The 25,659-nt window shown below is 57.3% G+C and carries 18 protein-coding genes; 9 read left to right on the top strand and 9 right to left on the bottom strand.

The window, feature by feature from the left end; translation table 11 throughout:
- Positions 1 to 112: 112 nt before the first annotated feature.
- The 3 genes from AB1L30_RS17005 to rlmKL form a co-directional block, all read right to left on the bottom strand.
- Entirely contained in the window at positions 113 to 1,183 is a 1,071-nt protein-coding gene (locus AB1L30_RS17005; protein WP_367014601.1) for a DUF1559 domain-containing protein, read from the bottom strand.
- 153 nt (positions 1,184 to 1,336) lie between these two features.
- A complete protein-coding gene (locus tag AB1L30_RS17000) occupies positions 1,337 to 1,801 on the bottom strand; it encodes a carboxypeptidase-like regulatory domain-containing protein (RefSeq protein ID WP_367014600.1) in 465 nt (154 codons plus the stop codon).
- A 171-nt stretch (positions 1,802 to 1,972) separates the two neighbouring features.
- Entirely contained in the window at positions 1,973 to 4,189 is a 2,217-nt protein-coding gene (rlmKL, locus tag AB1L30_RS16995) for a bifunctional 23S rRNA (guanine(2069)-N(7))-methyltransferase RlmK/23S rRNA (guanine(2445)-N(2))-methyltransferase RlmL (protein WP_367014599.1), read from the bottom strand.
- Positions 4,190 to 4,385: 196 nt separating this feature from the next.
- Here rlmKL and AB1L30_RS16990 point away from each other — a divergent pair, with 196 nt between their 5' ends.
- From AB1L30_RS16990 to AB1L30_RS16975, 4 genes are all read left to right on the top strand, one after another.
- A complete protein-coding gene (locus AB1L30_RS16990; RefSeq protein WP_367014598.1) occupies positions 4,386 to 6,113 on the top strand; it encodes a DUF1559 domain-containing protein in 1,728 nt (575 codons plus the stop codon).
- 108 nt (positions 6,114 to 6,221) lie between these two features.
- Complete coding sequence (locus AB1L30_RS16985) at positions 6,222 to 7,268, top strand: GntG family PLP-dependent aldolase (RefSeq protein WP_367014597.1); 1,047 nt, start codon at positions 6,222 to 6,224, stop codon at positions 7,266 to 7,268.
- A gap of 275 nt (positions 7,269 to 7,543) precedes the next feature.
- The gene (locus AB1L30_RS16980; RefSeq protein WP_367014596.1) at positions 7,544 to 10,522 is read left to right on the top strand and encodes a protein kinase; all 2,979 of its coding nucleotides are present in this window, start codon (positions 7,544 to 7,546) and stop codon (positions 10,520 to 10,522) included.
- 25 nt (positions 10,523 to 10,547) lie between these two features.
- Positions 10,548 to 12,677, top strand: coding sequence for a hypothetical protein (locus AB1L30_RS16975; RefSeq protein ID WP_367014595.1), 2,130 nt, complete (start codon positions 10,548 to 10,550; stop codon positions 12,675 to 12,677).
- A 100-nt stretch (positions 12,678 to 12,777) separates the two neighbouring features.
- Here AB1L30_RS16975 and aroF read toward each other — a convergent pair whose 3' ends face one another.
- Both aroF and AB1L30_RS16965 read right to left on the bottom strand, forming a co-directional pair.
- The gene (gene aroF, locus AB1L30_RS16970) at positions 12,778 to 13,803 is read right to left on the bottom strand and encodes a 3-deoxy-7-phosphoheptulonate synthase (RefSeq protein ID WP_367014594.1); all 1,026 of its coding nucleotides are present in this window, start codon (positions 13,801 to 13,803) and stop codon (positions 12,778 to 12,780) included.
- A 282-nt stretch (positions 13,804 to 14,085) separates the two neighbouring features.
- A complete protein-coding gene (locus tag AB1L30_RS16965) occupies positions 14,086 to 14,940 on the bottom strand; it encodes an ATP-binding protein (protein WP_345086791.1) in 855 nt (284 codons plus the stop codon).
- 224 nt (positions 14,941 to 15,164) lie between these two features.
- On the opposite strand from AB1L30_RS16965, the gene AB1L30_RS16960 reads away from it, so the two are divergent.
- Entirely contained in the window at positions 15,165 to 15,425 is a 261-nt protein-coding gene (locus AB1L30_RS16960) for a hypothetical protein (protein ID WP_345086789.1), read from the top strand.
- A 26-nt stretch (positions 15,426 to 15,451) separates the two neighbouring features.
- Here the strand turns inward: AB1L30_RS16960 and nadD are convergent, their stop codons facing one another.
- Positions 15,452 to 16,075, bottom strand: coding sequence for a nicotinate-nucleotide adenylyltransferase (nadD, locus tag AB1L30_RS16955; RefSeq protein WP_367014593.1), 624 nt, complete (start codon positions 16,073 to 16,075; stop codon positions 15,452 to 15,454).
- 214 nt (positions 16,076 to 16,289) lie between these two features.
- Here nadD and priA point away from each other — a divergent pair, with 214 nt between their 5' ends.
- The 4 genes from priA (at position 16,290) to recG (ending at position 23,211) form a co-directional block, all read left to right on the top strand.
- A complete protein-coding gene (priA, locus tag AB1L30_RS16950; RefSeq protein WP_367014592.1) occupies positions 16,290 to 18,488 on the top strand; it encodes a primosomal protein N' in 2,199 nt (732 codons plus the stop codon).
- 87 nt (positions 18,489 to 18,575) lie between these two features.
- Complete coding sequence (locus AB1L30_RS16945) at positions 18,576 to 20,468, top strand: HAMP domain-containing sensor histidine kinase (protein ID WP_367014591.1); 1,893 nt, start codon at positions 18,576 to 18,578, stop codon at positions 20,466 to 20,468.
- A 148-nt stretch (positions 20,469 to 20,616) separates the two neighbouring features.
- The gene (rnhA, locus tag AB1L30_RS16940; protein ID WP_345086780.1) at positions 20,617 to 21,084 is read left to right on the top strand and encodes a ribonuclease HI; all 468 of its coding nucleotides are present in this window, start codon (positions 20,617 to 20,619) and stop codon (positions 21,082 to 21,084) included.
- A 30-nt stretch (positions 21,085 to 21,114) separates the two neighbouring features.
- Positions 21,115 to 23,211 carry an ATP-dependent DNA helicase RecG gene (gene recG / locus AB1L30_RS16935; RefSeq protein WP_367014590.1) on the top strand — a complete coding sequence of 699 codons (2,097 nt, stop codon included), beginning with the start codon at positions 21,115 to 21,117 and terminating at the stop codon, positions 23,209 to 23,211.
- Positions 23,212 to 23,230: 19 nt separating this feature from the next.
- On the opposite strand, the gene AB1L30_RS16930 is transcribed toward recG, so the two are convergent.
- Genes AB1L30_RS16930 through AB1L30_RS16920 form a run of 3 tightly spaced genes read right to left on the bottom strand, consistent with a single transcriptional unit; the run spans position 23,231 to position 25,657 of the window.
- Positions 23,231 to 24,256, bottom strand: coding sequence for a DUF4272 domain-containing protein (locus AB1L30_RS16930; RefSeq protein ID WP_367014589.1), 1,026 nt, complete (start codon positions 24,254 to 24,256; stop codon positions 23,231 to 23,233).
- Positions 24,257 to 24,277: 21 nt separating this feature from the next.
- On the bottom strand, positions 24,278 to 25,114 hold the full coding sequence (locus tag AB1L30_RS16925) for a hypothetical protein (protein ID WP_367014588.1): 837 nt from the start codon (positions 25,112 to 25,114) through the stop codon (positions 24,278 to 24,280).
- Positions 25,115 to 25,168: 54 nt separating this feature from the next.
- Positions 25,169 to 25,657, bottom strand: coding sequence for a molybdate metabolism regulator (locus tag AB1L30_RS16920; RefSeq protein ID WP_367014587.1), 489 nt, complete (start codon positions 25,655 to 25,657; stop codon positions 25,169 to 25,171).
- Positions 25,658 to 25,659: the final 2 nt, after the last annotated feature.

Below are 25,659 nucleotides of genomic sequence, written 5' to 3'. Positions count from 1 at the left end.
GCCAGACGAGGCAAATTAGGCCTAAACCGAAGGGATCGGCATAAAAATACCCACCGCACAGGCATGCGATGGGTATTGCTTCGTTTCCAATATCGGTTCTGTCAGGCCCAAATTAGCGGGAGACGACTTCGCCGCCCGACTTCGATCCCATGGCACCCCAGACGCCATAAGGGCTGCGGCCCGAGTTCACCGTCGGGTCGGTCAGGTCGCCGGTATCGATCGTTTCCGAAACAAACGACACCGAGCCATCGCAAAACAGACCCATCACGCCGCCTGGATGGTTGCTGGTGGGGGGCATGATGGTGTTGGCACCGTCGCCATTGGTATCGGCGCCATCGATGCACGAAGGGGCGTTCGGCGGCAAGACGGTCGTGAAGCCGACCTTTTCGATCTGGCCGTCGGTCCAACGCCAGCCGGTGCGGCCCTTGATGCTGGAAGGATCGATGTAGAACTGGCCGCTTGCGGCAGTAACGCACTGCGCCGGGTTGGTGGCCAGGCCCGAAAAGCCGGTCGCGGTACCATGCTTGACCGGAATCGAAGTTCCGCCGGAACCAAGATTGAAGTTGGTGACCAGACGCTCGCTCATGGCGATGGTGTTGCTCGAACCGTCGGTGATGTCACGCAGGCCAACTCCCTTCACCGAAGCGAACACGCCGCGAAGCGATTCACCGCTGCGGTTGTTGGTGATTTGGTCGCCGGCGCTGAACATGTAGTTGGTCGAGTTGGCTTGTTCGTTACGAGCCGTTGCTGAAGGGCACTTCAGCATCGAGGGAGGCGTATCCCAAACACTCCAGGCACGCCAGGCCCACGGACCGTAAGGAGCCACGGTGCCATCGCCGGCAGTGATGCGATCGTACATCGCACCTTGTTCCAGGTAAGGCAGCAAACCGATATAGCCGCTGGCCCGACCCCAGTTGTGCTGGTTCTCGGTGCCGCTCATGTCCGAGCCCGAAGGTAAGTTGGTGCCTTGGCGACGTGGCACGAAGGTCTTGTGGATGTCGTGATAATTGTGCAGCGCCAGCCCAAGCTGTTTCATGTTGTTCGAGCACTCCATGCGACGAGCCGCTTCACGGGCTTGTTGCACGGCCGGCAGAAGCAACGCGATCAACACGCCAATAATGGCGATCACCACAAGCAGTTCGACGAGTGTGAATCCGCGCGCAGGAAGACGTTGGTTGAGCATGAGGGAGAGACCTGTAGGGAAGTGGGTTTCAGGAAGGATCGAATCCAATGATCGAAGGAACTCGCAACAGAAAGGTAGGCACCGAGGGGAATCGAACCGCCACGATGAAATCTGTTGAGTGAGAAATATTGAACGAGCGAAATGGGCTTCCGCTTAGTTTTCCAAGGCGAGATCGAAGGTATTGTCCCCTTCGCTAATCGTGACCTTGAATGGGGAAGACGTCGCGTCGGCATACTTCTTGGGAAGCACGCTCACCGCTTGGGATTGCGAGTTCATTCCGCCGGCGTAGTTGGGATCGTCTTCGGAAGGGATCTCGGCGGCCGTAGTTTCAAACTTGGTAATCACCACGCGGTATTCGCCAGGGGCGACACCTGACTTACCGGTCGATGTGGCCAAATGGAATTTGCCATCGGCATCAGTGCGTCCAAAGGCACTCGGCAGACCGCGATCGGCCGAGCGAAACGTGACCATGGCTCCTTCAACTGGAGAGCCATTCAGAAGAACCGTTCCTTCCGCGGTCGCTCCGAGCGATTCCGCTTGGTTGGATTTAGCACAGCCCGTAAAGATCAGGCAAGGCAATGCCCATAGCAATAGAAATAGGGTACCGCGCGTTGGCATGGTGGGGGCGTCCAGCAGAGATCGAGGTGGGGTGGAACTTCCGGTGAGGGAAGCGGGGGGAAAGATTACATTAGCAAATCTTAATAAATGGCACCAGTCAGATTGTAATTGCTGGAGCACCCCCGTTTTAGGGTGAAACTGCGGTCAAACGGCAAGATGACCGAAATTCACCTAGCTATCTCCGCCCGGTTTCACGATTCGCCAGCAGCGATGGATGCGCTGATTACGAAAGTCCTCAGGCACGGTGTGCTTCGAGATCTCTCGAATCGACAGGCCTACGAGCGCTTCTTCGTCCAGCTTGAAGCGGCGGAAATTGTTCGAGAAATAGAGCACCGCGCCAGGGCTCATCAGGTCGAGCGTTCGTAAGATCAGTTCGACATGGTCATGCTGGACGTCAAAGACATCGTCCGTCTTTTTGCTGTTCGAGAACGTCGGCACGTCGACGATCGCTAGATCGAACTTCGCTCCGGCGGTTTGTTTGCGCAGGTACTGCATCACGTCGCTATTCACAAAGTGATGCTTGGCAATCGAGAGCCGATTGAGCTGGAAATTGCGGCCTGCCCAGTCCAGATAGTTCGCATTCAGGTCGACGCTAGTGGTCGAGGTCGCTCCACCCGCGGCAGCATAAACACTGAAAGCCCCGGTGTAACAGAACAGGTTCAGCACTCGCTTGCCGGAAGCTTCGTCCCGAAACTGACTGCGCAGGTTACGGTGATCGAGGAACAAGCCGGTATCGACGTAGTCCGACAGGTTGACCTCGAACTTCAAGCCACCTTCTTCAACGGTGATGATGTGCGAATCGTCGGCCACTTTTTCGTGCTGCGTCGTTCCGATCTGCCGAGCACGATGCTTCACGTACATCTGCCCTTCCGGGATCTCAAGCACCTCGCGAGCCGCCTCGCACATGTGATCGAGCCAGTCGGCATACTGGGCAGGTGTCCGGTCGTGCGGTCGTTCGTAATCGGTGATGTGCAGGTAATCGTGATACAGATCGATCACCAGCGGAATCTCGGGGATGTCGCGATCGTAGAGCCGATAGCAATAGATGCCTCGCTTCGGCCAGCGACGAAAATGCCGGGCTCGTTTTGATAGACGACTTTTGAGCAACTGCGCTTGTTCGCGAGCCTTGTCGTCCAGCCCACCAAACGCTGGTTGAATGACGGGACGTGGCTTGGGGACGACTTCTTCTTCGACTTCCTGGTTGGGGGCGTCAGCCTTCGGCGGCGGTGGCCCATGAAATTGATAGTAGTGGCACTCGACGCGACCGTTGTACATCTTGCGACGACGATTCGCCTCTTGCCCCATCGCTCGTTCGAACTCGGGGAAAGCCGTCAGGATGAAGTGCGACCAGGTCGGCAACTGGCGGAAAATGTCGGGAAAACTGCGGTAGAAATCCCACATCGTGCGGCGCGACCGGGAGTGATCGTCGTACGGCGGACTGGTGATGACGCAGCCATACTTTCGCTTGCTGGTCATCTGCGTGAAGGCTTGCTCTTGGAAGTGAATGTCTTTGTGGACACCGGCTGACATCGCCTGGCGACGGGCCAGCCGCAAGGCGGAAGGATCTTCGTCGTAGCCGATGATCGACTCTGGCAGCGACTCCAGTTCCTCTGCCCGGGCCTCTTCCTGCAGGTCGAGCCATTGTTCCTGATCGACGGCAGGCCATTCGATCAGTGCGAAGTCTCGCAGTAAACCCGGCGCGAGTTTGCGAGCGATCATCGCCGCTTCGATCAACAGAATGCCACTGCCACAAAACGGATCGACCAGAGGGCGGTCTTTGTCCCAGTAACTCAGTTGCACGAGCGCCGCCGCCAAGGTCGACTTCATCGGCGAATGGCGATCGGGATCAAGGTAACCACGTCGGGCCAGGCCGGCACCTGAGGTATCGATGGTCAGCGTGGCGATGTCTTTGGCAATCGCGACTTCGATAGTGTAGTTCGCGCCTGTTTCCGGGAGGTTGCCATGCACCGACTGCAGACGTTCAACGATGGCACGCTTGGTGGCTCGCTGCACCGCCGGAACACTAGTGAGCTGCGACTGGTAGCTGCGCCCTTTCACCGGGAACGCTCCTATGCCATCGATCCAGGTTTCCCAAGGCAGGGCCTTCACCCCTTCAAAGAGTGCATCGAAGTCGCCGGCCGGGATCTGGGCGACTTCAATCAGAATGCGATCGGCGGTTCGCAGATGCAGATTGGTCCGCATGGCATCGCGATAGTCGCCGGTAAAGCGGACGCGGCCTGAGCCCACGATCTCGGTCTGATAGCCGAGCAGTTGCAGTTCGCGCGCGGTGACCGCTTCGATCCCGAAGGCAGTGGTGGCCAAAAATGGAATTGCTGACGAATCGTTCACGCGTATAACCGCTTCCGAGGTTGGGATGGAATCCCTCATGGTACGCTGCGAATTCTACTTTACCAATCCCGGCCCGCCTGCCCCGAAGAGGCAGGGGAGGTGGAAAGATCGAACCCAGGCGAACATAAACTTTCCATAAAATAGTCGATGGGGGGCTCGGTACCGTCTATAACTTGGCAGTTGTGGAGCACATCTGTTTTTTCCCTCGTCTGGAGTCCGCGGAGGCCCCTTTTTCATGAGACATCTTTTCAGTGCGATTCTGATTGGTTTTCTTTCTGCCACGATGGCATTTCCTCCCCAAATGCTGATGGCCCAAGAGGCTGCCGCACCAGCACCAGCCGCCGACGACTTGCCGGGCTTGGCCTATGTGCCGGCCAATTCGGTTGGGGTGGGCTTTGTGAAAGCGAACCGCTTTCTGGGAGGCGATTTTGCTCGGGCCTATCCGGTCGAAGTGGTCGAGGCCTTCGGCAAGAAGTATCTCGGTTTCGATCCGATGAAGATCACCTCAATCACATTCTGCATTACGCCGCCGACTCCGGACTATCCTTACCCGGACATGTTCTCGATCGTCCGTACTTCGGAAACCTTGAGCCAGGAAACCTTCCTCGCCAATATCGAAGAACTGGCCGATGGCATGCCGGAAGAAGAGGAAATCAAAGAGTTCTACTCTGCGATCAACGGCAGTGTGTTTCTGCTGGATAGCTTCGAGATGGACTACCTGGCCGGGCATCTGTTGGACGAGCACTCCTTCCTGTTTGGAACCGCCGGAGCGGTGCAGAACGCCGTCGAAACCGGCCCAGGTGCTGAACTGACCGAACCTGCCAAGATGCTGCAGGCCAACAATAACGACGCCGATGGTTTCGTCGGGATCAACGTTGGACCGGTTCGCGAACAACTTAATGGCATGCTGGCTCAAGCACCGCTGGTGCCACCCTTCGCGATGTACAAGCAGATTCCGAACTATACCGAATCGATCACGCTCAGTTGTTACTGCACCGAGAAGATGGGTGCCGTGCTCAAGGTGAACGGCGTCGATAAAACGGCCACCGGTCGTTTGGAAGACATGGTTCAGTTCACGCTGGATCTCGGCAAGCAGGCCATGGTTCTCCAGGCCAATCAAATGCTGAAGAGCGACGATGAAATCGAAGTTGCGATGGGCAAGTATCAGACGCGTATCGCCGACGAAATGCTCAATGGCTTGAAGCCGGTCAAGGAAGGTAACTCGCTGGTCCTCAAGTTCGAGCAAGAGGGCAACAACGTGGCTGCCACCAACGTCGCCGTGGTTGGTATTCTCGTGGCGCTTCTTTTGCCTGCCGTGCAACAAGCACGATCCGCGGCACGTCGCATGCAATCGATGAATAATTTGAAGCAGATTATCCTGGCGATGCACAACTATCACGATACCTATCGAACGTTTCCGCCTGAGGCGAACCTCGATAAGGACGGCAAGAAGTTGCTGTCGTGGCGAGTGATGATCTTGCCGTTCCTCGAACAAAACGTCCTGTACGAACAGTTCAAATTGGACGAGCCTTGGGACAGCGAACACAACAAGCAGCTCATTCAGTTCATGCCGGAAGTTTATCGGAACCCCAATAGCACCGCTCCTGAAGGCTACACGACGTACCTGGTGCCACTGGGTAAGGACATGGCCTTTGAAGAGCCGAAGCTGGACGCGAATGGCAGAGCGACGGGGCCAAGGTTCGCCGACTTCTCGGACGGTATGTCGAACACGATCTTTGCTGTCGAAGCCAACGACGAAGCCGCGGTTATCTGGACGAAGCCCAGCGACTTGGAAGTCAACTTGCTGCACATTTGGAATGGCATTGGCAAGTCGCAACCAGGTGGTTTTCAGGCTGCGTTTGTGGATGGATCGGTGCGATTCATTTCCGAGAACGTCGATGCCAACGTGCTGAAGTGGCTCTTGCAGCGAAACGACGGACAGGAAATCCCCGGTAATTTCTAAAGCAGGCAAGCGATCTTTGCCGCCTGCTTGGCACTTGGAAGGCCTCCCGTCAAAATGATGGGAGGCCTTTTTTGTTTATCAACCATCCTCGTTCCCCTTTGGTGGTTCATGAGTTTCCCGATTGATCTTCGCAGCGACACGGTCACCCAGCCCAGCACAGCCATGCGTCAGTTCATGGCCCAGGCCGAAGTAGGCGACGCCGTGATCGATATCGATCCAACCACCGAACGCCTGGAACGTCTCACCGCCGATATGTTGGGAAAAGAGGCCGCGATCTTCATGCCTTCAGGCAGCATGACCAACCAGATCGCCATTCGCCTCCACTGTCAGCCAGGCGACGAATTTCTGTGTGAAGAAAACTGCCACGTCTACAACTACGAACAAGCCGCCTTTGCCCAGCTAAGTGGCGTAGTGGCTCGAACGTTGCCCGGCGTCCATGGCGTGCTTTCACCGGAACAGTTTGAAGGGACGATTCGCCCGATCAACGATCACCTGGTACGGACACGTTTGGTTTGTCTAGAGAACACGCACAATCGCGGCTCTGGGAAAGTTCAGCCTTTTGATACGGTCCAGCAGATTACCTCTTGGGCCCATGAGAACGGTTTGAAGACGCACCTCGACGGAGCCCGACTCTTCAACGCTGCCGCCGCGACCGATATCTCGGTGGCCCAGTGGAGCCAGTTGTTCGATACTGTCAGCGTTTGTTTCAGCAAGGGACTGGGGGCTCCCGTGGGTAGTGCTTTGGCCGGTTCTGCCGAGTTCATCCAGCAGGCCAAGCGTGCCCGGAAACTGTTTGGTGGCGGCATGCGACAGTCGGGCATCATCGCCGCCGGAGCGTTTTATGCCTTGCAGAACAATGTCAGCCGGCTGGCGGAAGATCACCAGATGGCCGCCAAACTGGCCGAGGCAATCCGGCAAACCGAAGGTCTGACGCTGGATGTCGATCCGGTCGAAACGAACATCGTGATCTTCGCCATCGACAAGCAACTTGGCACCGCCGCCCAGCTGCAGAAAGCGCTCGAAGAAAGAGGCGTTCGCACGCTGGCTGTCGCCCCGCAAAAGATCCGGATGGTGACCCATTTGGACGTCTCGATGGCGCAAGTCAATGGTGCGATTGAAGTTATCAAACAAACAGTTCCAGCCCTGACTGCCTAATCTCGGGCAGACGCTTCCCAAACGACCGTTGCGGCTCCCTCGTCTCGGGGAGGGGGCTCGCTACGAAGCAGGTACGGATCGTTCCGGTTTTGCCGAAGCACCCCCATCCCGGCAGTAACGATCGTCAAAACATGACGGATCTTTTGCTCTCGATGGAACCTGCGCGGTACACTAATACGTTGATAAAACAAGCTTTACGCCCTGCAACGGGAAGCCTTCGGTCTTTCGTTTTCCGTGTTCCAAGCGGAAATCGCCACCGCTCAACATAGATAAGCATGCAAGTAACCAAGACGAACGATTTCTGGAAGCTGATCCTCGAATCAGGCCTGATGACGAAAGAGGCCTGTAAACCGCTGCACGATCAGTATCAGCAGACCGCCAACAATGGCGATGCTCGGGTTTTAGCGACCTGGCTGGTCAAATGTGGCCATCTGACCGCCTATCAGGCGCGCGTTTTGCTCGCTGGTCGGGCCAAGGCGCTCACGATTGGCGAATACCAGATCGTCGATCGGATCGATTCCGGCGTCCTGCAGGGAACCTTCGTCGCCAAGCACCTTTCCAGCGGCCATCCCGTCTGGATGCATCCGATCGCCCCTGAGATCCAAGCCGATCCGGTTCGATTTCCGATTGTGCAGCAGATGTGTCGACTTCGCTCGTCGGTGCCGCATCCGCATCTGATTCGCTGCTTTCACTTGCGCCAAGGGCCCAAACGCAGTTACCTGGTGACCGAGCAGCTCGACGGCAACCCATTGGCTGAAAGCCGACCGGGGGACGGTGTTCCGATTCCTGCCCCCGACTGTGCCCGGCTTACCCGTCAGGCAGCCCTCGGCGCCACGCAGATCCATAGCCAGGGGATGGTCCTGGGCGATCTGACGATGGATCAGCTTTGGCTCGAGCCGACGGGCAACTTGAAGCTGCTGCATCTGCCGGTTCGCCCCGTCGAGGCCATCGCCTGGAGCGATGAAGAACAAAAGGCTCGCCTTGATGCGTTGGCGAACGTGGCCGCACCAGAACTGCAACAAACTGGCGCGGCACCTGCCAAGCTGACCGACATCTATGCCCTCGGCTCGATCTTGTTCGATCTGCTGACCGGCAAGCCGATGGTCGCTGGCTCGGTCGCCGAACGTTTGCAGCAGCATCTCACGGCCAACGTGCCGACACCTCCGTATATCCCCGCCGAACTGATGCAGGTCGTCCAGTATCTGTTGGCCAAAAACCCTGGCGGCCGATACCAGAACGCCCAGGACGTTGCCGAAGCACTGCGTCCGTTTATCGAAGCTTCGCAGTTGGCTCCTGCCATTGGCGAAACACCGCCGACGCTGGGAACCTATTTGCAGCAGCTCGCCGCGCAGTCAGCAGAACCTGTCGCTGCTCCGCCAGCCGCCGCCGCTCCACCGGCCGCGATGCCATTCCCCGGAGCAGCACCTCCTGCGGCGACTCCGGTTCCGCAGCCAGCACCGCCAGCCGCCGCACCTTTCCCAGGCGGTGGCATGCCGCAGCCTCCGATGGCACAGCCCGTTGCCCCTGGCATGGTGGCTCAGCCGATGGTTGCCACTGCCGTCCCAGCGGCTCAGCCCGTAGGTGAAGCGACCCCAGGCCGGGCATCGGCATTGGCAGAACGTATCCGCAAACGAAAGTTCCAGCGCAAGATTACCAGCCTGGTGGTCTTGGGCGTAATGGCGATCGCGGCGATCGTTGGTGGCTACTACGGCATGGGAATCTTGTTCCCGTCCGAAGAAATCGCCGACAACACACCGGTTGTGGAAACGCCGGTCGAAGAAGATCCGCAAACGCCTGACACGCCGGTCGACACCAATCCCGAGCCTGTCGCGCCGACCGGTCCGCAGTTGGTCGCCGACGATGGGCAAACGTTGTGGGCCTCGCCTACTTCAGGCGAACCGATCGATTTGACCGGTCTGCCGAAAGATACCCGACTCGCCCTGGTCGTTCGTCCGAGCGAATTGACTGGCAGTCCGGAAGGGGATCGAATCTTGCGTGCCCTTGGTCCGCAATTCACCGAAATTCGCCAGCAACTGGAAAGCAGCCTTGGGGTTCGACTCGAGCAACTTGATTCGCTGACCATCGGTCTGGGAGCATCCACAGCCAACGGACCTCCGTGCCTGGTCGCTCGCATGAAAGGAAGCACCGATCTGATTTCGGCTTGGGGGAACCCGACGCCCGTTTCAGGGGCTGCGGTTCCGATGTACGACGTCAAAGGTTGGACTGTGATGCCGATGCCTGGCAAAGAAAGCCAGGAGTTCGTCGCAGGGAACAAGGCGGTCGTGCAAGCCATTGCCCAGGCGGGCGTTTCCGCTCCGCAGCTTACCCGCGAACTGGAACAGCTTCGCCGCGAATCGGACAACCTGCAGACCGTTAACTTGTTGGTCGAGCCACAGTTCCTCAACACGAATGCCGCTCAGGCAATGCGTGGCGAACTGTCGGTCGCGACGGCGCCGCTGAAAGACTTCCTGGGGGAAGGCCTGCGTGGCGTGCTGGTGAGTGGCCATCTCGGGAAGAATCTCTACGTCGAAATGCGATGCATCGGTTCGCTGAGTCTCGATCCGCCGAGCCTGGCCAGTTCGATGAAGGAAAAGATCAATGGTGTTTCGCGTCGATTGGAAGATGCGATTCCTGCTTTGAATCCAACACCTTACTGGCGTCGTCTTGCTTTGCAGTTTCCGAACATGGTTCGCTTTGCCTATCAGCACACACGAACCGGCGTTGAAGCCAATCAGGCGGTGGTGAATATCATGTTGCCTGCTTCGGCAGGGCAGAACTTGATTGCCGGCACCGAACTGATGCTGGCCGCCAACATGGCTGGGGCAAGTGCTCCGGCGGCTGGTGGCGCGATGCCAGCCGAGAAGAAGCCCGAAACAATCGCCGAGAAGCTGGCCAGCAAAATGAGTATCTCGTTCCCGCAGAACTCGCTGGAATTCGCCATCCGTGACATCGGTGACGAAGCAGGCCTCGAAATCGAGATCAAAGGTGGCGACCTCCAGTTAGACGGCATCACCCGCAATAAAGAGATCAAAGATTTCCATCACGACAACAAGCCAGTCGGTGAGATCCTGGCCCAGCTTCTGGTACGAGCCAACCCCGAAGCCTCGCCGGGGGCCGGGACCGAGGTCCAGAAGCTGATTTACGTGGTGCATCCGGTGGATGGTCCCGAATCGGAAAAGAAGTTGATTGTCACCACCCGCAAGGCAGCCGAAACGAACAAATACACGCTGCCGGAAGTATTCAAAATTAAATAGTCTTGTCTTTGCCCAGAGAAGTTGCGTGACTCCATTCCGTGTTCAATGCCCGACCTGTGCCGCTCGCCTGAAGGTGACCAGCCGCTCGTTGATCGGTCAGATCGTGAACTGCCCCAAGTGTGGCAGTATGATCGAGATCGCCGAGCCTGGGCCTGCTGGTGGAAAGCCGGAAGCAGCCAAGCCGGCCAAGAAGCAGACGGAAGAGAAGCCCAAGGTCGCCGCAACGCCTCCGGTCGCGCCGCCAGCACCGGTCGAACCACCGGAGCCTGAAACGGCGAATGTCGAAGTCTCGGATTCCGAGGCGATGTTTGACAACCTCGACGAGATGCTCGATCACAAGCCCGAGGTCGCCCCAGTGGCTGCCGGTGCCTCGGATGCTGCCCCTCCAGAAACGACGCCAGAAATCGATCGGTTCAGCGACACCGCTTCGGTGGGCAAGTGGCGGAATGTTGCTTTGATTGGTGGTACGTCGGTGATGGCTCTGACCACCTTCGCGGTGATTGGTTATTCGGTCTTTTCAGGCAAAGCCACACCTCCGCCGGTCGATCCAAACGAAAACCAGCCGGTCGAAGTCTCCCAGGCCGACCCACCGGTCGAAGAAGAACCCGTCACCACCGAAGAGCCAGAGGCCAAGGAACCTGTCGAAGCTGCCTTGCCGGAAACGCCGCCGGAAGGAGTGCCTGTCGCCGAGATGCCCGCGGAAGAAGAAACGCCGGCCGAGACGGAAACTACCGAACAGCCGAAGCCAGGCCCGATTGGTAAGCCAGCCGATCCGATGATGCCGACGGACGACAATCCGTTTCTGTTCGATAATCCAGACGCCGCGAATCCACCGGAGCCAACGCCTGACAAGCCAGCCGATCCACCGACGGACGCCGGCAATCCGGTTGTCGCGGCTCGTTCTCCTTCGATTCTCGAACTGAAGGATGACCCGCTGTACGAGGTCTTCGGCGAATCGTTCCCGATTCTCGATCCTTCCGCTTTTGAAAACGCAGGCGGAAGTGCGCCGAACGCTCCGGCCGCCGCGACAACGCCTGAGCCGGTCGTTTCGGTTCAACCAGAACTGGTGCCACCGATTCCAGTTGTTGATGTTGCCCAGCGTCTGGGCGATCCGATTGTGAGAATCGAATTTCAGGGGATGCCGCTGAACGACTTCGCGTCGTTCGTTACCCAGATGAGCACGGTCCCGGTCACGATCGATCCGTTGGCGTTAGCCGCCGCCGATATCAAGGCGACCACGCCGATCACGATCAATCAAACGCAGACTTCGGTCCAAGGAATCCTGGACAGTGCGATTCGGCCATTCGGTCTGGAAACGCACGTCACCGATAAGAGTGCCCGGATCAGCATCACGCAGCCGCTCGACGGACATCGTCGCACGCAGCGTCTGCTGGTGGACGACCTGGTAGAAAACCAGCAGCAAGTGGCCGACATCGCCTATATGCTGACCCACCTGGTCGAGCCTCTTTCGTGGAAGCAATCCCGCGGCGAAGGGCTTTATCGCATCGACCCCGACGCGATCATGGTTACCCAATCCGAAGTCGCCCAGTTCAAAGCGTTGGTCTTTCTCGAGAAGTTGCGGGTCGCTCGCGGGCTGATGCCTCGCAGCAAATACAATCCGGAACTATTCAGTCTGACCTCGCGCGAACAGCAGCTAGCTCCTGCGTTGCTAAAAGATGTGAAAATCCAGATCGTCGTGCCAACGCCGATGTTTAAAGTGGTCGACCAGCTCGAAAAGAAGACGGGTCTGACGATCTTGTGCGATTGGGATTCGCTGGCCCTCAACAAGATTGGCCCTGCGACGCCGGTCACCTTGTCGGCCCCCGGTGTCACCGCAGGTCAAGCACTCGATCAGTTCTGCAAGGCCTGGAAGCTGGAAGCCTTGCCGATCAACGCGACAACCGTTCAGTTAGTCGCCGAACAAACCGTGCCGATCATGCCTTGGTTGGAAGCGTACGACGTCAGTCATTTGAATCTGAGCAAGTCGTCGGCTGCCGCGATGATCAACGATACCAAGCGAGAGCTGACCGACCTTCGCAAAACGACCTATGGCGAACTGCTGTACGATCCGATCTCGAAGAAGTTGTTCGCGCTGCTGTCGAACGACGATCATCGTCGATTGAAGTTTGCGTTGGAACGGAAACGGTCTTCGTAGTCGAACGCTTCCTAGTGCGAGCCATCGAACGCCGCGTGATCTTCTGGATCACGCGGCGTTCTTTTTGAGCTCTCACCTCAACCATGCTCAGCGGATGCGATTAAACGTCCGCACCACACTTCAGTCCAACCGCATTGGCCACCGCACGGCATCGCTGCATCGTGGCGGCGAAGGTTGGTAGGTCGAGTGATTGGTAGCCATCGCTCATTGCTTCGTCTGGTTCTGGATGGACTTCGACGATGATGCCATCAGCGCCGATGGCAACGGCGGCAACACACATGTCTGGCACCAGCGAGGCATGACCGGTACCGTGGCTTGGATCGATCACAACCGGCAGGTGGGTCTTCTGATGCAAGTAGGTCACCGTGGCCAGGGGCAGGGTGAAGCGGGTGTGCGATTCGAAGGTGCGGATACCTCGTTCGCACAGCATCACGCGGCTGTTGCCTTCGTTCAGAATGTACTCCGCGGCCAGCAGCAACTCGTCGATCGAAGCGGAAGGACCACGCTTCAGCAGCACAGCACGGTCAACGCGGCCGACCGCTTCCAGCAGGCGGTAGTTCTGCATGTTGCGAGCACCAATCTGCAGGACGTCAGCGTACTTGGCGACCAGCTCGACGTCTTCCGAAGCAACCACTTCCGTGACGACGGCCAGGCCGGTTTCTTCCCGGGCCGTGGCCAGCATTTTGAGGCCATCTTCTTTCAGACCTTGGAACGAGTAAGGGCTGGTGCGTGGCTTGAAAGCGCCACCTCGCAGGGCCGTGGCACCGGCGGCTTTGACCGCTTTGGCCGATTTAACGATTTGCTCTTCGTCTTCGACGCTACATGGGCCGGCGATAACGCCACACATGCCGTTGCCGACTTCCAGGCTGCCTGCTTTGACAAGCGTTGGTTCCGGTTTGACTTCGCGACTGGCAACCTTGTAAGGTGCCAGGATCGGAACCACCTTCGAGACGCCAGCAACGGTCTCGAGCGATTCACGCATCTCTTCTCGTTTGTCGCCGATGGCGGCGATCACGGTACGTTCGGTGCCGACAATAACGTGAGCTTTCAGGCCGAGTTTCTCGACCTTTTCGGCGGCATGCTGGACCATAGATTCGGTCGCTTCGCGTTTCATGACAATGATCATTGCTTTCTCTTCCCTGGATTGGTTTTGGTGAGGTGTGGGATCGTTAAGGTTGAGTCGAGAAACAAAAAAAGCCCTGAACCGTTTTCCGATTCAGGGCTTTGGTGTTCTCGCGTTTGTGGCTGTTGCAGCTTTACACAGAATCCTCGGCCCTACTCGGAAAGTAGGTAAAGAAGAAACCAAAATAAAACTGCCAGCTGTTGTTCATACGCGTTATTATGTGCGCGATTTCGTTTGTGACAAGTCCGTATTCCGTGAACTTGCCATGAAGTCGCCAAGTTTCGCCTATTGCCGCACCGGCGACGCGGGAAGCATTTCGTTTCCGGCAATCGGCACTCCGCGAGAGACAGGTGCCGGGGCAGCCTGGTTCGCAGTCGCCGCCGGAATTCGAATCGTGAACGCGGTGCCCACACCCACCGTGCTTTGCACGCGGATCTTCCCTTTGTGGGCTTCGACAATGTCACGGCATGCCGCAAGACCGATGCCCGTTCCCCCCTTGCCGGTTTCATCAGGTCCACTCTTGGTGGTGAAGAACGCATCGAAGATATGCGGCAGTTGATCGGCTGGAATGCCACAGCCATGGTCGCGAACCAACAGATCGACCATGTTCGATTGAGGATCGAACGATAGTTTCAGAATCAACTGACCACCTTGCGGCATCGCCTGGCGGGCATTGATCATCAGGTTCAAAAGCACCTGCTGCACCTGGTTGCCGTTGGCCAGGGCCTGGGGGACTTCGCCACGCTGGAAGTCGATGGCGATGCGATACTTTCGCAGTTCCCGTTCCAGCAGCACGATCGAGTCGTCGACAATCTTGGCGATGTCGGTCGGCTCCATCCGGTCGCCACGATTCTTGGCCAGGGCGAGAACACCGGTCGTGATCTTGGCGGCGCGTTCGCCGGCGGCAGCGATCTTTTCGAAACAGTTGTTGCGTGTCTGGTCGTCGGTATGACGAAGCCCCATGCGGGCATAGTTGATCACCGACATCAGCACGTTGTTGAATTCGTGCGTGGTAGTGCTGACCAGTTCACCCAGGGCCGTCAGCTTCTGCGCTTCGAGCAAGCGTCGCTTCAGGATTTCAATTTCTTTGGCCTGACGCTCGATGATGGAAGTTTCGGAGGGGGCTTGCGAGTGGGTCATCCTTGAGCCTGCTTGCATTAGTTCCGCGATTGACCGGTGACGAGCTAGCTGCTGGCAGTCTGCGAATCGACAGCTTCCTTGCTGACAATTCGAATGCAGGGGGCAGCACGTCCCGTAATATGTCTATCGACGATCCCCGGGTGACCGCTACAATTCGTGACGGAATAATCCGCAGTCTTTGTGACTGCTCATGTAAATTGCCTAGATCATCGGAGTTAGCAAGGATGCACACCCTCGATCTACTCGACCAGGCGATCGCTACGGCGAAAGACCTCGGCTACCAGATCCGCCGCGAATGGCTCAATGGCCAAGGGGGCGGCGTTTGCGAAATGGCCGGAAAACGCTGGATCTTCCTCGATTTAAGCCTTTCGTCGATGGAACAGCTCGAGCAAGTTCTCGATGCTTTGAAGTCGGATCCCGCCCTCGAACAAACACCTCTTACGCCGCAACTCGGCCAGGTGCTTGGACGCCGTCGCGCTGCCTAAGCAGTGCTGGCATCCCCAGCCAATGCTCAGACATGCGTCGGCTGATTGCGGAAAACATGTTGCGTTTCGATGTATTTCTCGACGCTGCGTGGCACCATGTAACGGATCGAACGTCCTTCGGTGACGCGACGACGGATCTCGGTGCTGGAAAGATCGATCAGCGGCATCTCGACAAAGTGCTGCTTGATCTGCGTCATTTGATCATCGTTGAGAACTTCCGGCAGACGCCCCCAGTCGTTCAGGTCGAAGCCTGGGCGACCGACGGTGCAGATAGTTGCCAGCTCGCAAATCTCTTCGATCTTGTGCCAATGAAAGAGCGACGCGAACGAATCGCCGCCGATCAGCAGAAATAGCTCGGCATGTGGAACGATCTGTCGGACTTCTCGCAGCGTATCGACGGTATAGCTAAGACCGCCCCGTTCCAGTTCGATCGGACTGACTTTGAAGGCATGGTTGCCGGCGATTGCCAGTTCTACCATGGCCGTACGATGCGCATCGGATGCCAGCTCGACATCCTGCTTCAAGGGGTTCGCGGCAGCCGGCAGGAACCAGACTTCGTTCAGTCCGCACTGTTCCCGACACGATTCTGCCAAAAGCAAGTGACCGTTGTGAATTGGGGAGAATGATCCCCCATAGATTCCCAGACGCATGGTACACCCCCTCGAGATAAGGTCGAAGTCGCTGTGGGTGGGAAGCTTGCCCTCAAACTGCTATCGTATCGGTCCCAGGCAGTCATTTCCAGAACGACCCAACTAAACCCTAGCATCTCAGATCTCGGTGAAGAATCAAAAAGGACTTTTCGGCGACGATTCCTCTCCCTGGGAACAGGACGATGCCCAGACTGGGTTAGTGGCGTCGATCGTGATGTCTACGGGACCTGAGAAGACCTTCGACTATCTGGTTCCCGACGAGCTAGTTGGCGAAGTCTTGCCTGGGCGAAGGGTTTACGTCCCGCTGGGGCGTTCTAATCGTCGTGTGATGGCGTACTGCGTTGCGGTTGAACGGAAGGAATACGGCACGCGGAAGCTGAAATACGTTCTGGGAACCTTGGATCAGCAGACGCTGTTGTCTTCGCACATGATGCAGATGACGCAGTGGATGGCGGACTATTATCTCGCCAGCTGGGGCCAGGTGCTCGATGCCGTCATTCCGGCTGCCGTGCGTGGGAATGCTGGTACCCGCGAAGTCACGCTGCTGAGCGTTCCATCCGAAGTGGTCATGCGGCTGTCGACCATCAAACTGCCGGAGAAGCAGCACAAGGTTCTGGCAACCTTGGCCGCCGCCAGCAAACCAATGACGCCTGGCGATCTGGCCGAGAAGTGTGGCTGCACCCAGGCCCCCATCACCGGGTTGCGAAAAAAGAGGCTGATTGATTCAGAAGTTCGTCGAGTTAGTCATGCCCACTTCGACGAAATCGACATGGAACGCGAGCCGGCCAAGACGCTCAGCGAGACGCAGGCCTCGGCACTGCAAACCATTTTGAACCAGGTCAAATCGCCCCAACCGAAGCCGATCTTGCTGCATGGCGTAACCGGCAGCGGAAAGACCGAAGTCTATATCCAGGCGATTCAGCATGTGATTGATCAAGGCAAGCAGGCAATTGTCCTGGTGCCCGAGATCAGCCTCACGCCGCAAACCAAACAACGCTTCGCCTCGCGATTCGATCGGATCGCCGTGTTGCATAGCCACATGAGCGACGTCGAGCGGCATTGGCAGTGGAAGCGTATTGCTTCAGGGATCGTCAATGTGGTCGTGGGTGCTCGCAGCGCAGTCTTCGCCCCTACGCCGCAGTTGGGCATGATCATTCTGGATGAAGAGCACGACACGTCCTTCAAGCAAGATTCCGTTCCGCGTTACCATGCCCGCGAAGTCGCCGCCAAGCGAGCCGAATATGAAAAAGTGCCTCTGATTCTGGGGACCGCGACTCCTTCGCTTGAAACCTTCTATCGTGCGCAAAAAGGGGAGTACGAACTGATCGCGATGCCAAATCGCATCGGCAACCGCCCTTTGCCGGCCGTGCGAACGGTCGACATGCGGTACGACAAAACGACCAGCTTTCGCGGAGCAATCAGCCGGCAGCTTTATCATTCGATGAAGCGAACGCTCGAACAGGACGGGCAGATTATCTTGCTGCTCAATCGTCGCGGGCATAGTACGCACATTCAATGTCCTGCGTGCGGGCATCTGGTCGAATGCCCTCACTGCGAGATCCCGCTGACGCATCACATCACCGACGGCAGCACCGTTTGCCATTACTGCGACTACCGCAGCACCGCCCCGCGCGTCTGCCCGGTACCAACGTGTCGTTACTCTGGGATACGTTTCTCAGGGATCGGGACGCAAAAGCTGGAACAAGAGGTGAAGTCGAAGTTCAGCTCGTTTCCGATCATCCGTATGGACTCGGACACGATGAAGAAGCCCGGTTCACACGAAGCGGCATTAGAGCGGTTTCGCAATCGCGAGGTGAAGATCCTGGTCGGTACGCAGATGATCGCCAAGGGACTCGACTTTCCTAACGTGACACTGGTCGGTGTGATCAATGCGGACACGGCACTTCACTTCCCGGACGTACGAGCTGGGGAGCGGACCTTTCAATTGATTACCCAGGTTGCCGGGCGGACAGGGCGTGGCGATCTGGGGGGGGAAGTGTTGGTGCAAACGCTCAGCCCCGATCACCCGGCGATCGAAGCCGCCACAAGGCACGATTACGCTCTGTTTGCCGAACGCGAACTGCCATTCCGTCGCGATTTTCAGATGACGCCTTTCGCGCACATGGTCCGCATTATTGCTCGTGGGCCGACCCAGCCTTCGGTCGAACTGTTCATGCAACGGGTATCGGAAGAGATGGCACGCTTCGCCGAAGAGAATCGGGGCGAGATCTCGCAGCAAGGGCCTGCCCCGGCTCCGATCGAGAAACTGCGGGGAAATTACCGCTATCACTTGCTGCTACACAGCTTTGATCGGCAGTTGATGCGTGACGCGGTCGTGCGATGTCGCGAGAAAATTGCCGTGCCGGAAGATGTCGTGTGGATCGCCGATGTCGACCCGATCGACATGATGTGAGCTTGCCTGGGAAATCTGGGTAGTTTCAGATGGGCGAAAGCGCTAGAATTCAGGGGTAACTGACTCCCTTCATGTAAGCTAATCCGTATGTCGTATCGTTCCATCAAGCGTGTTCTCGGCGAGACCAATCTCGAGCGAAAATGCCGCTTTCTGTACGGAACGTGCCTTTTGCTGCTGATTACCGGTAGTTTCTGGTGGTATGGGCAGTCGACCGAGCAGTTGGTGCACAACAACAACTTGAGCACCGGCCGACATCTGGTCGACGCCGTGTTGATGAAGATCCACTGGAAGCACGACGCCCAGGCCCAAAAGAATCTGGATGGCTGGGAAAAGCTGGTGCAAGATACGGGGCTCGATCTCGAGTACGTCAAGTATCGCTGGCAGGTCATGACGCTTGATCCGGCCGACCGCGCTTTGGCGGCCACCGGTCGACCTGCGGAACGTATCCATCTGCCGGCCAACGAAGAAGAAGCCGACATCTTGCGGCGTCTGAAAGATATTCAGCAGACCCGCGATAAAGAGATCCTCGAGAAGTTCCTGCGGACGCCAGATCTCGACACGCAGGAAACAACCGACGAGTTCATGCAGGTCGGTCACGAAAACGACGACGATTCGATTCCGTACTCGCCTGCCTCCGAGGCGTTCTACGATGCCGAGAACCAAGAGTATATCTATTACCAGCCGATCTACTGGAAGCGTTCGTGTACGATCGCTTGCCACAACACGAACCTGGCACCTGCCTTTCCGACTGGTGCCCTGGTCGAAAACGAACTGCCGTTCAACGTGATCAAAATCGTGAAAGACGATGAGATCACCCAGTTCGCCCTGACCAAGAACCGGGCTTACCTGTTGGCCACGGCCATCATCACGGTCGCGCTGTCGATGATCGCGTTGTACTTGATCGTGCGATACATCATCGTGAAGCCGCTGACACACTTGCGTGATGTGAGCGACGAGGTCAGCCAGGGACATCTCGACGTGCGTGCCGAGATCTACACGGGCGACGAATTCGAAGACCTGGCCACGTCGTTCAATCGCATGCTGGCTCACTTGATCGATGCCCAGAACAAGTTGACCTACGTTAATCGAGACCTCGACGGCAAAGTCGATCAGTTGGCCCAGGCCAATATGCAGTTGTACGAAATGAACTGCCTGAAGAGCGACTTCCTCGCCAGCATGAGCCACGAACTGCGAACTCCGCTCAACAGTATTCTCGGTTTCTCCGACGTGCTACGCGGGATCGACAGCTTGAACGACAAGCAGAAGCGTTATGTCGAAAACATTCAGAAGTCAGGCCGACTGCTGCTCGACATGATCAACGATATTCTCGACCTGGCGAAGATCGAGAGTGGCCGGATGGAAGTCCGTCCGTCGCGGTTCTCGGTATCGGCCGTGGTGAGCGGGGCCTGCGACATGGTTCGCTCGTTGACTGAAGAAAAGAATATCGATCTCACCTGCCAGGTCGACCCGAATGAAAAGCCTGCGTTGCAGGATCAATCGAAGTTCCAGCAGATCTTGACGAACCTGCTCTCCAACGCGATTAAGTTCACGCCCGAAGGTGGACGCATCGGTGTGAAGGCCCAACGAATCGATGGGCGGCTTTGCCTCGGCGTAGGGGACACGGGCGTTGGGATCGCCGAAGAAGATCGCGAAATCATCTTCGAGAAGTTCCGCCAGGGAACGACACCCCAAGGAGATACGCTGACTCGCGAGTACTCTGGCACCGGACTGGGGCTTTCGATCGTCCGCGAACTGTGTCAGCTTCTCGGCGGAACGGTTCGTGTCGAAAGCGAGCTCGGGAAGGGGAGCACGTTCTACGTGGACATCCCGTGGGAAATCGAAGATCGCCCCGATGTCATCGAAAACTCGTTCACCGCCCGGATCGACGAAATCACCAAGAGCAAGCAAGGAGATTTCGTGAAGATCCACGGTTCTCGCACGGTCGAGACGCCTGAAACGATGGATTCTTCGTCGAAATAACGCCGCTGGCTGGACGTTTCTTCTTTCGCGTGGGAAAAGTTTGGCGACGGATCCCGCGGATCGCAATTTCCGCCCGTCCATAGCCTTTTTCCTTGTGCAGCAAAGCGGCATAATTGGTCGTTTGAACCCCGACCCAACGGAGCAGAGCATGGCGGCTTCCCCATTTGAACCTGAAGTTCTCCTTTACACCGACGGAGCGTGTAGCGGAAACCCTGGCCCTGGCGGGTGGGCATTCATCTTGAAGCACCCCAAAACGGGCAAAGAGATGGAGAAGTCAGGCGGCGAGCGAGAAGCGACCAACAACCGTATGGAGTTGATGGCGGTGATTGAAGGGCTGAAAACCCTCAGCCGTCCCTGCAATATCGAGCTCTTTACCGACAGCGTGTACGTTGGCAAAGGGATTTCCGAGTGGATGCCCAATTGGAAGAAGAACAATTGGCGTCGCAAGGAAGGCAAGTCGTGGAAGCCGATCAAAAACGACGACTTGTGGAAGCAGCTTGACGAACAACTGCAACTGCATCGTGTCAAATATACGCGTGTGCCAGGGCATAGCGGACATCCCGAAAACGAACGCTGCGACGAGTTGGCGGTCGCGGCCTATCAGCCTTATCGATAAGAAGTGCCGTCCCACCAGACTGAGGTCGCCATGTCCGATCGCCGCGATTCGACACCGCTGCAGCGTTTGCGAACGCCGGTGCAGTTTCTGAAAGGTGTTGGGCCGCAACGTGCCGAGAAGCTGGCCAAGCTTCAACTCTACACGGCGCTCGATCTGATCTTCTTCTTTCCTCGCGACTATCAAGACCTGCGCGAGTTGGTCTCGGTCGACGATCTGATCGAGGACGAGCCTGCGTCGATTGCCGGCGTGATCGAAGATGTCGACTTTCGGGGAACCGGCCCAGGTCGATCGATCCTGGGGATTCTCGTTCGCGACAACCAGGCTTATTTGCGAGGCGTTTGGTTCAACCAGCCGTTCATGCGAAAGCGTTTCAACGCCGGTCAGCATGTGATTGTCTCTGGCAAGCCACGCCATCAAGGCAATCGCTGGGAGATGGCTCACCCGGTGGTCGATATCATCGAGCCGGGCGAACGGCCGGAAGGTGGCAAGCTGCTACCGGTCTATCCACTGACCGAAGGAGTGCGGCAGGGAATGATGCGGAAGATGGTGCACGCCGCCCTCGATTCGCACGGTGAAGATCTGGAAGAAGTCCTCCCGGAATCATTTCTGCAGCAGCATGGCCTGCTGACGATTCACGACGCTCTCAACAAGATCCATCGCCCTGAGACCCGGGAAGACATGGAGGCAGCTCGCAAGCGGTTCATCTATCAGGAGCTTCTGGTGCTGCAGTTGGCGATGTCGCTTCGCAAGCATCAACTGAATGAACGTAAGAGTGCCATACCGATCCCGGTCGACTTCCGGATCGACGAACGAATTCGCCGGTTGCTTCCGTTTGAATTGACGGAAGATCAGAACCAGGCTATTCACGAAATCTGTCACGATCTCGGGCGAACGATTCCGATGAATCGCCTGCTGCAAGGGGACGTCGGTACCGGCAAGACGATGGTCTCGGTCTATGCGATGTTGGCCGCGGTCGCGGCGAAGTCGCAAGCGGCTCTGATGGCACCGACGGAAGTGTTGGCTCGGCAGCATGCGCGAACGCTCACGAAGCTGCTAAGCCATGCCAAGGTGCGTATTGGCGTGCTGACCGGTTCGTTAACCGAAAAGCAGCGAGAACAACTGCTACAAGAAGTGGCCCGGGGCGAGATCGATCTGCTGATCGGCACCCAGGCGATTATCGCGACCGAAATCAACTTCCAGAAGCTGGGCCTGGTGATCATCGACGAGCAGCACAAGTTTGGCGTTCGGCAGCGAGCCGCCCTGCGAAGTGCCGGCAACGATCCGCATTACCTCGTGATGACCGCGACGCCGATTCCGCGAACGGTCGCCCTGGGAATGTTCGGCGACCTCGACATCTCGACAATTCGCAAAGCTCCGCCCGGTCGACAGACGATCAACACCTACATCGGCGACGACGAGCAGCGCGAGAAGTGGTGGCACTTCTATCGCAAGAAGCTACGCGAAGGCCGCCAAGGCTACGTCATTGCTCCGCTGGTTGATGAAACGCAGCGTGAAGATACGATCGGTGGTGTCGAGCAGTTGCTCGAACATCTGGCCAACGGCGAGCTCGAAGAATTTCGCTTGGAGATGCTGCATGGTCGTATGCCACCGGCCGAGAAAGATGCCGTCATGCAGCGGTTCGCTAATCACGAGATCGACGTGCTGATCGCCACGACCGTGGTCGAAGTGGGGGTCGACGTACCCAACGCCGTCATGATGACGATCGAAAGTGGCGAACGTTTCGGTCTGGCGCAGTTGCATCAGCTTCGTGGTCGAATCAGCCGCGGCAAGCATCCTGGCTACTTGTGTGTGTTCGCTAATCCGACGACCGATGCTTCGCGTGAACGACTCGAAGCGTTTGCCGGCACGACCGATGGATTCGAGTTGGCGGAAGTCGACTTCAAGCTTCGCGGGCCGGGCGATCTTTTCGGTTGGAAACAGCATGGCATGCCGCCGCTGCGAATCGCTGATTTGCAGCGTGATGGCGAACTGTTGGCGAAGGCCCGCGCCGATGCGTTCTCGATCACCGACACCGATCCGAACCTGGCAGGTGCCAAGTGGGAAAAGTTGCAGCGGATGGTGCTGACCCGCTACGGAAAGTCGCTCGACATTGGCGACCTTGGCTAGACGCCAGGCCGGTACGCTTTTACGTGGGGATCGAAACGTCATCCCAGTCGGCATCCTCGAAGCAGATCAGCCAGTTCAAGGCATGTCGCCGCTCGATCAGAACGCTGGTGTTGATATTGGAAGGCGGCTTCTGCTTACGCTGCCGGATTTCGGTCGTTGCCCAGTGAAGTCGCAAATGAAGATCGACTGCTTCCAGAATTTCCGCAGCGGGACGCAGCTTCGCGGTGGCGATCATCTCAGCCGCATCGCGATCGAGAATATCGCGCACGACTGCCGGAACATCGCAGATCTCTTCCGGGAAGGGGAGGGTGTCGAAGTGCCCCAATGCCCACTGCAGCAAAAACAACGCTTCGTAACGCCACACGAAGTTCATCACCGATTGCTGGTCCGGCATGTCGGTCTGCATGAACGTGGTTTCGTCCGGCGTCAGCGATTCGAAGGCGAGCGGCAGACGTCGCCGCATTTCTTCTTGCGGGACCGGCTGTTTCTCGGCAAGCATTTCGGCCCGGATGGCAACGACCAATAAGCTAAGCGTTCGGCGGGCAACCTCTTCGGCCGATCGCAGTTGGACTTCACACTCACCCACAACCGGAGGCAACGATGGCAGCGTCGGAATTCCGAGTGTGGCCAATTGTTGTTCCGTAGCTTCTTTTCGCTGGCGAGCATCCGGAGGGAAGGGGAGTTGAGCTTCCTCGTCGCAACTTCCATCGGCCGGATCGACAAGCGTATATCCCATGGCATCGCAAATTGAACCATCTGGCATGAACAAGATCGCGTTCGCCTCTTCGGCCCAGTAAGCGAACTTCTCGAAGTCGTCCTGATCGATCGTCAGGCTGAACTGATGCTGGACACGCTCGATATGGCGATAGACGTGATACAGAACCTGCGTCATTTCACGCTGGCCGTTCTGCATGACGTAACCGACGAAGCCGTTCAGGTGCTCGGCAAGTTCTGCATCGCTGCGATCGCGTCGCGAGTGCAACTCGTGGGGAAAGTTAGGTTCCGGTGGATTGCGATGCGTGCAGTAGGCGTTGATCAGAAGCATGGGCGTTTAAATGAATTTGAGTTAGTCATCTTTGGTTTGGGAACTACCAAATTTCAGCTTCAAGCTGATTGTCGGTTTCGAGTCGTCTTCCCCCAGATTCAAAATCACGGCGTTCTCGGCCGGTGCTTCTTCTGGTTCGACAGGCTCTTCTTCCTTGCCCAGCAGTTTGTTCCACTTCGATTTGATGGCATCTTTGCTGCGGCCTGCCAGATCGCCGGCGATTTCTTTCAGTTCCTTCTTATGGAACCGCGTCGTCGTTAGGTCGTCGTGACTTCCTGGTTTGCCATCGGGGCCGAATGAAAGCACGACGAGCTTGGTTCCATTAAGCACATCGGATCGTTGCAATACGAGGTGATGTTTCCAGGCATCGGTCTCCGCTAGTTTCCCCGGCTGGATCTCTTCGGTTTCGGCAACCACATCAGCCAACGCTTCGTCCGCGATCCGTTCGATCTGCGCCTTGGTGCTGGCGATCTTGCTCTTCTGCCAATCATCGGCAACGCGCCAGCCGATAAAGGTGACGGCAAACGTCAGGATGAGGACCAGCGGAACGAGAAAGAATATCGGCGATTGCCGAACGGCCCGAGTCGAATCATTCCATGGACGCTGGAATGCTTCCTGCAGCGACTCGCGATAACGAAGTTCTGCTTTCGAGAAACCAAGCGAACCGATCTCTTTCAGGAACATCGCCGTAGCCAGGGCCGCGCGAACGAAGGCCTCGCCCACTTTGAAAGCGAGCAGGAAGAAAATCATCGCCAGCCAGAAGAGCAGTTGCAGTACCAGGCCCATGACAATCCACGAAGAGGTGCGATCGGTCGCGTTGCACGGAGTATTGTCACTTCCCGCGAGCGAGGAAGTCAACCTTCCGAGGCGGCATCGTCTGATTTCCGCGGGCCAGCGAAATATTTTGCAGCCCTAGGCGTTGTCGACGACGCGCCGGGCTGCGTTCAAGATTTGTTGTCGACGTGGATCTGAAGATCGTCGCAGTTGACGTTCGATAGCGACGATCGCTAACGGTTTGGCATCCGCATCGATTGTCCCTTCGTCGAGTAATTGTCCGAGTGAGGTGGCGAGGATGGTGATGTCGAGCGTATCGATATCCCAGTGGTCGGCCAGAAATGCCGAAGAGGGATCGGCCAGGTCCTGGGCGATTCGCTCGTCACTATGGAGCGAAGCGTCGTACTGCTCGGACTGACCATCCAAGATCCAATCCAGACAAGCCGTCAGGGGCTGGTCTGGATTTTCTTCACGCCAATCACGCCACTCGTAATAGGCGTCCGACCCTTCGTCGCTGCCGAAGGGGGCTTGTTCATCGACGCAGTCCCAGAAGAACTCTTCGGTCATCAACTTTCGGGCACGAACATGAGCCGTTTCAGGTTCGTTGAATGGATCGTGATCCGACATGA

Origin of the sequence: Bremerella sp. JC817 (assembly GCF_040718835.1) — a bacterium.
Classification (GTDB): domain Bacteria; phylum Planctomycetota; class Planctomycetia; order Pirellulales; family Pirellulaceae; genus Bremerella.
This window is presented reverse-complemented; position numbering and strand designations above follow the sequence as displayed.

Excerpts from the sequence above, each read along its gene's own strand:
- AB1L30_RS17005 (WP_367014601.1), bottom strand. The coding sequence starts at position 1,183 with ATGCTCAACCAACGTCTTCCTGCGCGCGGATTCACACTCGTCGAACTG.
- AB1L30_RS17000 (WP_367014600.1), bottom strand. The coding sequence starts at position 1,801 with ATGCCAACGCGCGGTACCCTATTTCTATTGCTATGGGCATTGCCTTGC.
- rlmKL (WP_367014599.1), bottom strand. The coding sequence starts at position 4,189 with ATGAGGGATTCCATCCCAACCTCGGAAGCGGTTATACGCGTGAACGAT.
- AB1L30_RS16990 (WP_367014598.1), top strand. The coding sequence starts at position 4,386 with ATGAGACATCTTTTCAGTGCGATTCTGATTGGTTTTCTTTCTGCCACG.
- AB1L30_RS16985 (WP_367014597.1), top strand. The coding sequence starts at position 6,222 with ATGAGTTTCCCGATTGATCTTCGCAGCGACACGGTCACCCAGCCCAGC.
- AB1L30_RS16980 (WP_367014596.1), top strand. The coding sequence starts at position 7,544 with ATGCAAGTAACCAAGACGAACGATTTCTGGAAGCTGATCCTCGAATCA.
- aroF (WP_367014594.1), bottom strand. The coding sequence starts at position 13,803 with ATGATCATTGTCATGAAACGCGAAGCGACCGAATCTATGGTCCAGCAT.
- AB1L30_RS16965 (WP_345086791.1), bottom strand. The coding sequence starts at position 14,940 with ATGACCCACTCGCAAGCCCCCTCCGAAACTTCCATCATCGAGCGTCAG.
- AB1L30_RS16960 (WP_345086789.1), top strand. The coding sequence starts at position 15,165 with ATGCACACCCTCGATCTACTCGACCAGGCGATCGCTACGGCGAAAGAC.
- nadD (WP_367014593.1), bottom strand. The coding sequence starts at position 16,075 with ATGCGTCTGGGAATCTATGGGGGATCATTCTCCCCAATTCACAACGGT.
- priA (WP_367014592.1), top strand. The coding sequence starts at position 16,290 with ATGTCTACGGGACCTGAGAAGACCTTCGACTATCTGGTTCCCGACGAG.
- AB1L30_RS16945 (WP_367014591.1), top strand. The coding sequence starts at position 18,576 with ATGTCGTATCGTTCCATCAAGCGTGTTCTCGGCGAGACCAATCTCGAG.
- rnhA (WP_345086780.1), top strand. The coding sequence starts at position 20,617 with ATGGCGGCTTCCCCATTTGAACCTGAAGTTCTCCTTTACACCGACGGA.
- recG (WP_367014590.1), top strand. The coding sequence starts at position 21,115 with ATGTCCGATCGCCGCGATTCGACACCGCTGCAGCGTTTGCGAACGCCG.
- AB1L30_RS16930 (WP_367014589.1), bottom strand. The coding sequence starts at position 24,256 with ATGCTTCTGATCAACGCCTACTGCACGCATCGCAATCCACCGGAACCT.
- AB1L30_RS16920 (WP_367014587.1), bottom strand. The coding sequence starts at position 25,657 with ATGTCGGATCACGATCCATTCAACGAACCTGAAACGGCTCATGTTCGT.